The 12,796-nt window shown below is 73.0% G+C and carries 13 protein-coding genes; 8 read left to right on the forward strand and 5 right to left on the reverse strand.

What is annotated here, in order from left to right; genetic code table 11:
• Window positions 1–24: 24 nt before the first annotated feature.
• The 5 genes from ACWFRU_RS16535 to ACWFRU_RS16555 all read right to left on the reverse strand — a co-directional run bounded on the left by ACWFRU_RS16535 (window position 25) and on the right by ACWFRU_RS16555 (window position 3,098).
• Window positions 25–675, reverse strand: coding sequence for a vitamin K epoxide reductase family protein (locus tag ACWFRU_RS16535; RefSeq protein WP_453687476.1), 651 nt, complete (start codon window positions 673–675; stop codon window positions 25–27).
• An 83-nt stretch (window positions 676–758) separates the two neighbouring features.
• Window positions 759–1,262, reverse strand: a complete 504-nt coding sequence (locus tag ACWFRU_RS16540; protein ID WP_453687478.1) for a DUF5949 family protein — start codon at window positions 1,260–1,262, stop codon at window positions 759–761.
• A 233-nt stretch (window positions 1,263–1,495) separates the two neighbouring features.
• Window positions 1,496–1,777: a hypothetical protein gene (locus ACWFRU_RS16545; RefSeq protein ID WP_365820102.1), complete on the reverse strand. Its 282-nt coding sequence runs from the start codon at window positions 1,775–1,777 to the stop codon at window positions 1,496–1,498.
• Between the two features lie 223 nt (window positions 1,778–2,000).
• Window positions 2,001–2,678: a hypothetical protein gene (locus tag ACWFRU_RS16550; protein WP_453687480.1), complete on the reverse strand. Its 678-nt coding sequence runs from the start codon at window positions 2,676–2,678 to the stop codon at window positions 2,001–2,003.
• A 180-nt stretch (window positions 2,679–2,858) separates the two neighbouring features.
• Window positions 2,859–3,098, reverse strand: a complete 240-nt coding sequence (locus ACWFRU_RS16555; protein WP_451206762.1) for a chaplin — start codon at window positions 3,096–3,098, stop codon at window positions 2,859–2,861.
• A 354-nt stretch (window positions 3,099–3,452) separates the two neighbouring features.
• Here ACWFRU_RS16555 and ACWFRU_RS16560 point away from each other — a divergent pair, with 354 nt between their 5' ends.
• From ACWFRU_RS16560 to ACWFRU_RS16595, 8 genes are all read left to right on the forward strand, one after another.
• Complete coding sequence (locus ACWFRU_RS16560; protein WP_453687482.1) at window positions 3,453–4,607, forward strand: glycosyltransferase; 1,155 nt, start codon at window positions 3,453–3,455, stop codon at window positions 4,605–4,607.
• Window positions 4,604–6,082: a sugar transferase gene (locus ACWFRU_RS16565; RefSeq protein ID WP_453687484.1), complete on the forward strand. Its 1,479-nt coding sequence runs from the start codon at window positions 4,604–4,606 to the stop codon at window positions 6,080–6,082. Before ACWFRU_RS16560 ends, ACWFRU_RS16565 begins: the two co-directional genes overlap by 4 nt.
• On the forward strand, window positions 6,079–7,446 hold the full coding sequence (locus tag ACWFRU_RS16570; protein ID WP_453687618.1) for an O-antigen ligase family protein: 1,368 nt from the start codon (window positions 6,079–6,081) through the stop codon (window positions 7,444–7,446). Before ACWFRU_RS16565 ends, ACWFRU_RS16570 begins: the two co-directional genes overlap by 4 nt.
• On the forward strand, window positions 7,443–9,095 hold the full coding sequence (murJ, locus tag ACWFRU_RS16575; RefSeq protein WP_453687486.1) for a murein biosynthesis integral membrane protein MurJ: 1,653 nt from the start codon (window positions 7,443–7,445) through the stop codon (window positions 9,093–9,095). The genes ACWFRU_RS16570 and murJ overlap by 4 nt, the downstream gene beginning before the upstream one ends.
• A 73-nt stretch (window positions 9,096–9,168) precedes the next feature.
• Window positions 9,169–9,870, forward strand: coding sequence for a polysaccharide deacetylase family protein (locus ACWFRU_RS16580; RefSeq protein WP_453687488.1), 702 nt, complete (start codon window positions 9,169–9,171; stop codon window positions 9,868–9,870).
• Window positions 9,867–10,997, forward strand: coding sequence for a glycosyltransferase (locus ACWFRU_RS16585; RefSeq protein WP_453687490.1), 1,131 nt, complete (start codon window positions 9,867–9,869; stop codon window positions 10,995–10,997). Before ACWFRU_RS16580 ends, ACWFRU_RS16585 begins: the two co-directional genes overlap by 4 nt.
• On the forward strand, window positions 10,997–11,656 hold the full coding sequence (locus ACWFRU_RS16590; RefSeq protein WP_453687492.1) for a lipopolysaccharide biosynthesis protein: 660 nt from the start codon (window positions 10,997–10,999) through the stop codon (window positions 11,654–11,656). The genes ACWFRU_RS16585 and ACWFRU_RS16590 overlap by 1 nt, the downstream gene beginning before the upstream one ends.
• Window positions 11,657–11,661: 5 nt before the next feature.
• Complete coding sequence (locus ACWFRU_RS16595) at window positions 11,662–12,783, forward strand: GNAT family N-acetyltransferase (RefSeq protein WP_453687494.1); 1,122 nt, start codon at window positions 11,662–11,664, stop codon at window positions 12,781–12,783.
• Window positions 12,784–12,796: the final 13 nt, after the last annotated feature.

Genomic DNA, 12,796 nt, shown 5'->3' on the forward strand with positions numbered 1-12,796 from the left:
GCCGTGTGCTGCCGAGCGGGGGTCTCAGCTGGTCCAGAAGTCCCACCAGCGCGTGAGGATCAGCATGCCGACGCTGCCGATGTGCAGCACCGGAAGCACCCAGGTGAACTCGCCGAGGAACGTGCGCAGTCCGGCGGGCGCGGGCAGCAGGCCGTTGCGTACGTTGAACGAGGTCACGTACCAGAACATGGTGATCGTGGCGGCCCAGGCGAGGCAGCACCACAGGCACAGCGAGTTGATCTCGTAGAGGGACTGGTACTGCAGCCAGGTGCAGAAGGCGACGCCGAAGAGCGTGCCCGCGTTGAGCGTCAGGTAGTACCAGCGCGGGAACCGCGCGCCGCCCAGCAGGCTCACGCCGACGCAGATCACGACGGCGTAGGCGGCAAGACCCAGCATCGGGTTCGGGAACCCGAATACCGACGCCTGCTCGCTGGTCATGATGTTGCCGCAGGAGACGACCGGGTTGAGGCTGCACCCCGGGGTGTAGTCCGGGTCTTCGAGGAGCTTGAACTTGTCCAGCGTGATGACCCAGGCCGCGAGCAGCCCCGCGGCGCCCGTGATCACCAGGAGCAGCGCGAACGCACGGCTCCCGCCGGTGCCGGGGGACGGCGGCTCCACGTGGCCCGCGGAAGCTTCGGGCCTACGGGCCGCGGGGAGGGGCGTCTTGGTGTGCATCGCGGTGTCCTCACTGGTCCCGGGGGCCGCCGGTCTGTCCCGACCGGCGGACTCCCGTCGTGTACGGGCCCTGGCGGCGGTGCCTAGCCGCGCAGGCTCTTCGCGGTGACCAGGCAGTGCGCGGAGCTGGTCATGGTCTCCTCGGAGCCCGCGAACGCCGCGAGGGCCTCCTCGGTGAGGGGGACGCCCGGCTTGGCCTCGGGCCAGGGACGCGTGGTGAACATGAAGTAGGCGTGGCCGCGCTCGCCCACCGCGGCCAGCCACTCCGGCGGCACCACGCACTGGGCGTTGAGGTGCGGCATGGTCAGCACGGCCTGGCCGGCCTCGACGAGGAGGGTGACCGGCAGGCTCGGGTTGCGGGAGGTCTCGATGACCGGGCCGCCGACGGGGAGTCCGGTGTTCTGCAGAAGGAGCTCGATGGCTTCGGTCGAGCCCTCGGGGCCGCCCTCGCCGTCACCGAGCGAATAGGCGAGCAGGAAAGGCATGTCCTTCTCGTCGTCCGGGTGTTCACCACTCCAGGCGACCACGGTGAGAGTGCCCAGATCGGCGGCTCGGAAAGTGCGGGTTTCGCTCGATGTCGAGGTCATCCGGGAACGGTATCGATGTGTTCCCGAGGTCCGGGACCGTATTTCACTGAACTGGGTGAGTACGGACGAGCGATCACACGATCGGGGCATGCGCCGGTCGAACTCCGGGGCCCCGCAGTCGAACTGGGTCCAGGGGAATGCGGAATGGGCCGGAAAGAGTCCGCAAAACCCGAGGGCCGGTTCCGCGGAATGCGTCCGCTGAACCGGCCCTGGTGGAGAAGCAGAGGAGAGCTCTACTTGGCGACGGGAAGTCCGCCGAGGAGCTTGCCGGCGCCGCCGCCCGCGTGCAGGCTTTCCGCGGCACCTGACACGGCGTTGACGACCGAGTCCTTGTTCTCGGTGTCAAGGGCGTTGGTGGCCAGCGGGGCCGCGTCGAGGGACGACGTCGAGCCGGCGATCGTGTCGACTGCACCATTCAGGCTGGTGGGCGTGAGGTCGGCGGCGAAGGCGGGTGCGGCGGCACCAGCGATGACCAGGGATCCGGCAACGACAGCGGCAGCCTTCAGGGGCTTCATCGTGTTCCTTTCTGCGGCGACGGACGGTCGCCAGAGGGGATTTTCACTTCGCCATGGGTAACGAGCGCTGACTACGCCGGAAACTCTGTGCGGCGGAAATTCACGGAACCCACCCGAACGAAGGCGGTGTCTCATTCTCGTATGAGATGGACGGCCGCATGGACGTGAAAAACCCGTCGCGCCGGTCTTCAGGACCAACGCGACGGGTGCGGCTGACTGTGCCTCAGGAGTCTGCGGGCGTCTGGGGTGCCTGGGCCGCGGGCAGCTCCGGGGCCTTCGGCAGGGACGGGAGCCCCGCCAGGTCGGGAGCGGGGAGGCCGCCGCCGACCAGGGTGGCGGCGACGAGGTTGACGAGTCCGGTCACGACGGTCGGGGCCGCTCCGGCGACCGCCTTGGAGTCACCCCCGGTGGCCGCCTTGACCAGCGCGTCGACCGAGGTCCGCAGCGCCTTGAGGGCGTCGGCCCTCGGGTCGGCGGACGCGGTCTCGTCATCCGGCAGGGCCTTGGAGAGCGCCAGGGGCTGCGGGAGCGTCTGGGCCTCGGGGACCGCCGGGGTCTGGGGGAGTTCCGGGGCCTTGGAGGGCTGGGCCTCGGCCTTCGTGATGGCGTCCTTCACCGGGGCGGCGAGCTTCGTGGCGTCCGCGGCCGGCAGCTGCCCCTTGTCGGCCTTGAGCACGGCGGTGAGCAGATCGGTGACGGGGGTGAGCACACCACCCGCGTCGCCCAGAACCTTGACCTGGGCGAGCAGCTTGTCCGCGTCGGGCACCGGTTCGCGGGCCGTTCCCTGGGTGCTGCCATGCGACGTGTCGCTCTCGGCGGCGATGACGGGGCCTGCCGTCCCGACGAGGAGAGAGGCGCAGAGGACGGTGGTCGCGATACGCCGTACGGGCAGAGCGCGCATGGATGTTCCCTTCGGTGATGCGTCGGATCTTGTGTTCACCGTGAAAGCGGTGCGGACCGACCGCAACCGAGCGACTGCCATTCGGGGGCATGGCGGCCGTGCGGGACAGGGCAGGGAAACGCACGACGGCCGTCCTCCTCGGGGGAGAACGGCCGTCGCTCAGTGCGTCTTGCCGAAGCGTCAGCTGTTGACGCAGGTGTTGCCGAACGCCGGGTTCAGCAGGCCGATCACGTTCACGGTGTTGCCGCAGACGTTGACCGGGATGTGGACCGGGACCTGGGCCATGTTGCCCGAGAGGACGCCGGGCGAGCCGACGGCCGCACCCTCGGCGCCGGCGTCGGCGGCGGCGATGCCGGCGCTGCCGGCCATGGCGGCCACGACAACGGTGGAGAGGGCGAGGGCCTTCGCGGTACGCGACATGCGGGGTTGCTCCTTGGTCAGTTGATGCTCGGCAGGGCGGGGTGCCCGGCCCATGGATCAACGGATGTCGCCCGCAGGAGTTGTGGGCCCAAAAGGGTGATCTGCTGGCGCCGGGTTAACGCGAGGGGCCCTTCGGGCCGTGCTCCCGGCAGGTTCCGGGCGTTACGCACTTCACGTTTCCGACACACTTGTCAGCCTTCCTGGATTAATGCGGAAAGCGGCTAGTGTTGCTCTCCTCCTGAAGCCATTTGTAAGAACAAGTGCGGGAAGTTACGAGTCCGGTGTGACTTTCGCATTTCAATTCTCCCTCCTGGTTCAGACCTTTCCCGGAAGGGCAAAGCCGAGGCGCCGTGCATGCAACTGTCATCAATTGACCACCGGCTGAGCGTCCTTCACGTCGCCCAGCCCGTCGACGGCGGTGTGGCCCGCGTGGTCACCGACCTGGTGAGGTCCCAGCTCGCCGGCGGGATGCGGGTCGACGTGGCGTGTCCGGCAAAGGGCCTTCTGCCGGACGCCGTGCGCGGCCTGGGAAGCGGCACGCACGCGTGGGCGGCGGCCCGCTCCCCGGGGCCCGGACTCCCGGACGAGGTGCGGCGCCTCGCCCGCGTCGTCGACCAGCTGCGGCCCGACGTCGTGCACGCGCACAGCGCCAAGGCCGGGCTCGCCGCCCGGCTCGCCCTGCGCGGCAGGGTGCCCACGGTCTTCCAGCCGCACGCCTGGTCCTTCGAGGCCGTCGGCGGCGTGACCGCGCGGCTCGCCCGGCACTGGGAGCGCTTCGGGGCGCGCTGGGCCACGCACATGGTCTGCGTCAGCGAGGCGGAGCGGCTCACCGGGCAGCGCTCCGGCATCGACGCGCCCTGGTCCGTGATCCCCAACGGGGTGGACGTGGACCGCTTCCGGCCGGTGGCCGCGCAGGCGGCACGCACCGGCCTCGGGCTCTCCCGGCAGGAGCTTCTGGTCGTGTGCGTGGGGCGGCTGTGCCGGCAGAAGGGGCAGGACGTCCTGCTACGGGCCTGGGCTTCGGTCGCCGAGCGGCTGCCGCTCGCCCGGCTCGTGCTCGTCGGGGACGGACCCGACGCGGCCGGTCTGCGCGAGCGGGCGCCCGCCTCCGTGCGGTTCGCCGGAGACGTCCGGGACGCCACCCCCTGGTACCAGGCGGCCGACCTCGTGGTCCTGCCGTCCCGCTGGGAGGGCATGGCACTCGTACCCCTGGAGGCGATGGCCTGCGCGCGGCCCGTGGTGGTCACCGACGTGGACGGCGCGCGCGAGAGCCTGCCGCCCGCGCTGGTGTCCCACGGTCTGGTCCCCGCCGAGGACCCCGAGGCACTGGCACGCGCCCTCCTCCGTCTCCTCGGCGATCCGCCCCTGCGTGAATCCCTCGGCCGGGCGGCGCACCGCCACGTCCTGAACACCCACGACGTGCGGCACACCGCGGACGCTGTCGCGGCCGTGTACCGCGAGCTACTGGGCGTGGGACCCATCAAGTGCAGGGAGTCCAGCAACCCGTGAGTGCGGAACGAACCGTCGCCCCTGCCGCGCAGCCACGGGCGGCCGACCACGCCATCGCCACCGCCTCGGTCATCCCTCCCCGCGGGGCCGGGGGCCGCCGCAGGACGAGCATCGCCTGGGGGGCCTCGGCGCGCCGCTCATCGGCGCTCCCCCTGTTCGCCGTCGACTGCAGCGCCGCCCTCCTGGGCACCCTGCTGCTCACCGATCCGCAGCGCCACCCCCTGCTCATGGTCCTGCTGCTCGCCGCGGTGACCGGCCTGAACGCACGCGCCGGGCTCTACCGCCCGCTCGCCGTGCCCTGTGCCCTCGACGAACTGCCCTCGCTCGCCTGGCAGGCGCTCCTGAGCTGGTGCGCCGTGGGACTCCTCGCCGCGAGCTTCCCCGCCCTGGACCCGCTCTCCCTCACCACCCTGTGCACGGCGGCGGCGCTCCAGAGCGTGCTGTGCTGCGCGGGCCGCGGCGCCCTGTACGGGTGGGCGCGCAGGGCGGCGCTCCGGCAGCCACGCCCGGCCCTGGTGGTCGGCCCGGGAACCGTCGCGCGGCGCGTGGCGGAGGCGGTCCTGCGCCATCCGCGGGCCGGGGTGCGGCCCGTGGGCCTGGTGGGGGACGCGCCCGCCGAGCGCCCGGAGTCGGAGGGCGCCGAACTGCCGGTGCTGTCCACGACCGAGGAGCTGCGCCGCGCGGTCATCCAGAACGACGTACGCACCGTCCTGGTCGTGGGACCGACCCCGGGCCCGGAGCAGATCGGATGGCTGCGGACGCTGAGCGGCTCGGGCTGTGACGTATGGGCCCTCGACGCGACGCAGCCGCCGGGCTATGACGCGCCCGGGCGTCAGGCCAGATCCGGGCGGCTCGCGGGGTTCCCCTGCCGTCAGCTCGTGCCCGTGCGGCGCAGGCACTTCAGCGTCAGCAAGCGCGCCCTCGACCTCGTCACCTCGGGAATCCTGCTGCTGCTCATCAGCCCCGTGCTCCTCACCTGCGCCGCCGTCCTGCGGGCCACCGACGGCCCCGGGGTGATCTTCCGGCAGGAGCGCATCGGCAGGGGCGGGCGGCCGTTCACCCTGCTGAAGTTCCGCACGCACCGGCCCGCCGACCCGCACGAGGCCGCGACCCGCTGGACCGTCGCGGGCGAACAGCAGATGAGCCCGTTCTGCCAGTTCCTGCGCCGTTCGTCGCTCGACGAGCTTCCCCAGCTCTGGAACGTACTGCGGGGCGACATGAGCCTGGTCGGCCCGCGGCCCGAACGCCCCTATTTCGTCGGCAAGTTCAGCCAGACCTACCCCGGATACGCCGAGCGGCACCGGATGCCGACCGGCATCACCGGGCTCGCCCAGATCCAGGGGCTGCGGGGCGACACCTCGATCGAGGACCGGTGCCGGTTCGACAACGCCTACATCGACAGCTGGTCGTTCTGGCAGGACCTCTGCATCCTGCTGCGCACCGCCGTCTCCCTCGTACGCCCGACGGGGAGCTGACCTCGTTGAACGGCGCCCCGATCACGCTCGCCCCGCCCGGCTCACCGGCCGCCGCGATCTCCTCGGCGCTGAGGAGCGCCGGCCCGGTGCTGCCCGTCATGGCCGTGGTCGCCCTGCTCGCGCTGCCCGTCCCGCCGAGCGACGGCGGCACCGGCGGCGGCACGGTCGCCGACGCGGCCTCCGCCCTGGTGGTCCTCTGGTGCGTGGTCCGCACCGTGCGCGGAGCGCGCCGTCCGCTGACCCGCACCGCGGCCGTCGTGCTCGGCATGCCGGTGCTCGGCATCGCGGTCGCGGCGGTCGGCGCGAGCACCGCCACCGCCGGGATGACCGGCCTCGCGCGCTATCTGCAGGTTTTCGTCCTCGTGCCGGCCGCGGTCCTGCTGCTCGTCCGCGACCGCCGCGATTTCCGCCTGGTGGCCTGGTCCCTCATCGGCCTCGCCCTGTTCCAGGGCTCGATCGGTGTCTACCAGTACGTCACGGGCACGGGCGCCAGCTACATGGGTGCGGACGTCCGGGCCGTGGGGACCTTCGGCGCGAGCGACGTCATGGGGATGTCGACGGTGGTGTCGTACGGGGTGGTGTGCGCGGTCGCTCTCGCGCTCGGCCCGTCCTCCCCGAGGCAGCGTCAGCTGGCGCTGGCGTGCGCGCTGCTCCTGACCGTTCCGCTCGCGCTCTCCTTCAGCCGCGGCGCCTGGATCGCCACCGTCGTGGCCTGCGGAGCCCAACTGGGGCTCGCGGGCGTACGGAACGCGCTGCGGGCCCTCGCGGTGCTGGCCGCCGCGGCCGTGGTCCTCGTGGGCGGCCTCGGCATCGGCACACAGATGCTCCAGGAGCGCGTCACCAGCATCACGCAGGTCTCCGACGCCCCCGACCAGTCGGTCACCGACCGGTACACGATGTGGGCCGCCGCGGTGGACATGTGGCGTGCCGAGCCGGTGACGGGCGTGGGGCTCAAGGCCTTCCCCGACCACCGCGACAGCCACGCCTCGCTGGCCCTCTCCTCGGCCAGCGACACCGCGGGCGCGGGCGCCGGGTTCAGCCGCCAGCCGCTGCTCTCCCCGCACAACATGTACTTGCTCGTCCTCGGCGAGCAGGGGCTGCTCGGCCTGTGCGCCCTGGTGGGCAGCTGGGCGGCCTTCCTGCTCCTTGGCCTGCGGCGGCTGGTCCGGGTGCGCGGGGGCGCGGGCGCGGACTGCGCGCTCGTCGCGTGCGGGCTGCTGACGTGGCAGCTCGTGGACTTCTCCTACGCCGACATCGGCGGCCCCTCGACGGTGCTCATGGCCGTGGTCCTCGGACTCGTCGCCTGGTGGGCGCTGTCCGGCCGCGCACTGTCCGCCCCGATGCCGGGGGAGGTGCCGCGATGACCTCCACCACCCACTCCGTGGACGCGGGGCCCGCGGGCAAGGTGCCCGCTCCGGCCACCGAGGCCGGGCCCGCCAAGGGCTCCGACCCCTCCAACGGCTTCCTCGCCAAGGCCGCCCTGATCACCGCGGCCCTCACGGTGGCCGGATCGGTGCTCGGTCTCGTACGCGACCAGGCGCTCGCCCACTTCTTCGGGGCGGGCCCCGAGACCGACGCCTTCCTCGTCGCGTGGACCGTCCCCGAGGTGGCCACCACCCTGCTCATCGAGGACGGTCTGGCCTTCGCCCTCGTCCCCGCCTTCAGCATGGCGCTCGCCCGCCGGGGCCAGGGCGCGCGCCGCGATCCGGTCCGCGCGCTCGTCGCCGCGTCGCTGCCCCGCCTGATGCTGGCCTCCGGGGCGGTCGCGCTGCTCCTGATGGCCGGGGCGCCGGTCCTGGTGGACGTTCTCGCGCCCGGGCTGCCCGATCCGCGCCTCGCCGTGGACTGCACGCTGCTCACCGCCACCTGCGTCTTCACCTTCGGCCTCGCCGGGTACTGCAGCGCGGCCCTGCGCGCCCACCGCCGGTTCGTGGCACCCGCGGGCATCTACGTCTTCTACAACGTCGGCATCATCACGGCCGTGTTCGTCCTGGCTCCCCGCTACGGCGTCCGGGCGGCGGCCATGGGCGTCGCGGCCGGCGGCGTACTCATGGTGCTGGTCCAGGCCCCCTCGCTCTGGCGTCAGCTCACCCGCGACACGGCGGACACGCCCGACGAGAGGGCCGCGGGCCCCTCGGCCCCCGCGCTGATGAGCGGCACGATCGTCGCGACCGTGCTGCTGTTCGCGCTGTGCCGGCAGTCGCAGGTGCTCATCGAACGCTTCCTGGCGTCCTCGCTGCCCTCCGGGGCCATCTCGCACCTCAACTACGCGCAAAAAGTGGCGCAGGTGCCGATGATCCTCTCCCTGATGCTGTGCACGGTCACGCTCCCCGTCGTCGCGCGGGCCCTGGCCGAAGGCGACGTCAAACGCGCGAGAGCACGCGTCGAACGGGACCTGGGCCTGGCCGGCTGCGTGGTGCTCCTCGGCACCGCCGTGGTGATCGCCTGCGCGCCCCAGCTCATCCAACTCCTTTTCCAGCGCGGCGCGTTCACCGCGGGCGACACCGTCGCCACGGCCGCCGTGATGCGCGTGTATGCCCTGGGGCTCCTCGGCCACACGCTGGTGGGAGCGCTCGCCCGCTCCTACTTCTCCGGCGGCCGGGCCACGTGGTTCCCGCTGGGCGCGATGGCGGCCGGGGTCGCCGCGACCGCCGGGGCCGGCGGCTGGGCGGTGGACGTGTGGGGCGTACGCGGCATCGCGCTCGCCAACGCGGCGGGCATCACCGTCGCGGCCTGCGTGCTGCTGTGCGGGATGGGGCCGCGCAATGTGCCGATCCGGGTCCGCGGGGTGCTCGGCGAACTGGCCAAGCCCGTGGCCGCGGCGGTGTGCGCCACCGGGGCGGGCGCCGCCGTCGCGAGCTGCCCCGACTCCCCGTGGGCCGCCTTCGCCGCCGGCGCCTCGGCCGTCGCCGCCGTGTTCGTCCTGGTGCTCTGGGCCCTCAGGACCAAGGCCGTCGAACCCGTCCTCCGCTCCGTCACATCCGCCACACGAAAGCTCACGCATGTCCGTTGACACAGCACTCGGTGAGACCCCCCGTTCACGGCGCAAGCGGCACTGGCGGCCCCGGGCGCCGATGTGGGTGGCGATGTACCATTCCGTGGACACCTGCGCGGACGACCCCTACAAGATCACCGTCTCGCCCGAACGCCTCGCGGCCCAACTGCGCTGGCTGCGGCGCCAGGGCCTGCGCGGGGTGAGCATGTCGCGGCTCCTGACGGCACGCGCCCGCGGCGAGGGACGCGACCTGGTCGGCCTCACCTTCGATGACGGATACACCGACTTCGTAGCGGGCGCCCTGCCACTCCTGCACCACTACGACTTCGACGCCACCGTCTTCGTGCTCCCGGGCCGCCTCGCGGGCGACAACGCGTGGGACCCGCTCGGCCCCCGCAAACCGCTGCTCGACGCGGAAGGCATCCGCGTCGCCGCCGCCGAGGGCATGGAGGTCGCCTCGCACGGCCTGACGCACGTCGACCTCACCCAGGCGGACGACCGGCTGCTGTGGCAGGAGACCAGCGGCAGCCGGGTCGCCCTGTCCGACATCATCGGCCGCGAGGTGGAGGGCTTCTGCTACCCGTACGGCACCGTCGACCAGCGCGTGATCGACACCGTGCGGGCGGCCGGCTACCGCTACGCCTGCGCGATCTCCCCCGGCCCCCTGACCGGGATGCACGCCCTGCCCCGCGTCCACATCGGGCAGGAGGACACCGCCCTGCGGCTCCAGCTGAAGCTGCGGCTGAACCGGCTGCGCCGCCGTACGGTCCGCGAACCGGCGGTGAGCGAATGAGGGCCCTGCACATCATCACCGGCCTGGGAGTCGGCGGCGCCGAGCAGCAACTGCGGCTGCTCCTACGCCACTTGCCCGCCCAGTGCGACGTCGTGACCCTCACCAACCCCGGCCCGGTCGCCGATGGCCTCACGGCCGACGGGGTGCGCGTCGTCCACCTGGGCATGTCCGGCAACCGCGACCTGGGCGCCGTACCGCGCCTGGTGCAACTCATCCGCGGCGGCGGATACGACCTCGTGCACACCCACCTGTTCCGCGCCTGCCTCTACGGGCGGATCGCCGCCCGCCTCGCGGGGACGCGCGCCGTGGTGGCCACCGAGCACTCCCTCGGCGACACGCAGATGGAGGGCAGGCCGCTGACCGCGGGCGTCCGCGCGCTGTACCTGACCGGTGAGCGCCTGGGGAGGGCCACGGTGGCGGTCTCCCCGTCCGTCGCCGAGCGGCTCAGCCGGTGGGGGGTGCCCCGGCAGCGCATCCACGTCGTGCCGAACGGCATCGACGTCGGGCGGTTCCGCTTCGACCCCCGTGCCAGAGTCGCCGTACGCCGCCGACTGGGCCTTCCGGATGAGGCGTTCGTCGTCGGCGGCGTCGGCCGCCTCGCTCCCGGAAAGCGCTTCGACGTCCTGCTGCGTGCCCTGGCCGCGCTGCCCCAGGACGTTCGCGTCCTGCTGGTCGGCGGCGGTCCCGAGGAGGCCGGGCTGCGGGCCATGGCGGCACGACTGGGCGTCGCGGACCGCGTGGTGTTCGCGGGGGAGCAGCCCTACCTGCCTGAGGGGACGACCGGGCTCCCGGCATACCTCGCCGCCATGGACGTCCTCGCCTCACCGTCCCCCGAGGAGGCCTTCGGCCTTGCCGTCGTGGAGGGCCTCGCCGCCGGTCTGCCGGTGGTCTACGTCCGGTGCCCCGCCGTCGAGGATCTCCCGCCGGGCGCCGCGCCCGGCGCCGAGCGCGTGCCGGGCGACGCGGATTCCTTCGCGGGGGCGCTGCTGCGGGCCAGACCGGCGGGGCCACGGCCGCGCCTCGCCCCTCAGGCCGCGCAGCACTACAGCATCACCCGCAGCGCCGCACGGCTGATGCACGTCTACGAGGCAGCCGCCTCCGGCTCGACCCCGAGAGTGAGTTCCTGATGACCGATACCCTCAGCAGGCGGTACCGCCCGGCCGACCCGGCCCTGATGCTGGCCCGCGTGAAGCGACTGCCCGCGTGGTGGATCCTCCCCGCCGGTGCCGCGCTCGGCGCCCTCACCGGCGGCGTGTACGGCGCGGTCGCGACACCCGAGTACACCGCGACCAGCTATGTGATCGCCGTCCCGCAGAAGGACTCCGACCCCACCGCCGCGCTGGGCTTCGCCACCGCCTACGGCCGGGTCGCCACCCAGCTCGCGGTGCTCGGCGACGCCCAGGTGGAGTCGGGCGTCTCGCCCCAGACGCTGCGTGAGAGCGTGCGGGCCGCCACCTCGCCCGACGCCCCGATGATCTCCATCTCGGCGACGGCGGCCAAGCCGGGCAAGGCACGCGACATCGCCAACGCGGTCTCGCGCTCCCTGACCAACAACGCGAACCACACCAAGGACAGCACGCGGGTACGCCTCCTGCAGCTCTCCCGGGCGGTGAAGCCCGAGGCCCCCGCTTCGGCGTCGGCGCCCATGACCGCCCTGGTGGGCGCCTGTGCGGGAGGCCTGCTCGGCGGGCTCACCCTCCTCGTGCGGCCCCGCCGCGGCGAGGACGCCCCGTCCGCCGCGGTACCGGGCCCCGCGCAGTCCGCCGACATCGACCGGGAGAGGTGACGGGGGTGGCGGGCAACGCCCTGACGGCCGAACTCTGCACGGACGAGGCGGAGTTCGGGAGCCTCGCGTCGGCGTGGGCCCGGCTGCACCGCACGTGCCGGACGGCCACGCCGTTCCAGAGCCATGCGTGGCTGCACTCGTGGTGGCTCTCCTACGGCACGCGCGGACGGCTGCGCGTGGTCCTCGTGCGCAAGGACGGCGAGCTCGTCGCCGCGGCGCCGCTGATGCGCGCGTACCTCCCGCTCCCCGCGCTCGTGCCGCTGGGCGGCGCGATCTCCGACTTCACCGACGTGCTGATCGACGACACGTGCGCCGACGAGGCCGCGGACGCGCTGGCCGACGGCCTGGCGAAGCTGGCCCGCGGCGCCCTGATCGACTTCCGCGAGGTCCGCTCCGGAGCCGCGGTGGAGCGCATCTACGAACGCTGGCGCGGGCCCAAGCTCCGCCTCGCGGACTCCCTCTGCCTGGAGCTGCCCGCCACGTCCATGGAGGAGCTGCTCGGGCGGCTGCCCGCTCCGCGGGCCCAGCGGGCGCGCGCCAAGATCCGGAAGCTGGACGCGCTCGGCGTCGAGCGACGGGTCGTACGACACGACGAGGTGGACGCGTCGGTGCGCACGCTCCTGCACCTGCACCAACTCCAGTGGCAGGGCCGCAAGGTGACGTCCGAGCATCTCCAGCCGCGGTTCTCCGAGCACCTCATCAGGTCGGTGGGGCTCATGGTCCGGTCGGGCGACGCGGTGGTCACCGAGTTCCGGCTCGACGACGACGTGGTGGCCGCCGACCTGACCCTCCTCTCGCCCCACCTCGTCGGCGGCTATCTGTACGGGGCGCACCCGCGGCTTCGCGAGCGGAAGGTGGACGTGGCGACGATGCTCCTGAACGCCTGCACGCAGCACGTCGAGGGCGAGCGGAGCCGGGTGCTGAGCCTCCTGCGCGGCAACGAACCGTACAAGCACCACTGGCGCCCCGAGGAAGCCGCCAACCACCGGCTGCTCCTCGCCCGCCGACGCACCGCCCCCGTGCTGCGGGCCGCCGCGTGGGAGGCAGCGGCCCGCAGCTGGGGCAAGGAGTTCCTGCGCGAGCGCAGGGAACGGCGGGAACACCGGGAGCGCCCGGAGAAATCCTGAGCGCTCCCGGGCG

The organism is Streptomyces sp. NPDC055099 (assembly GCF_053607685.1).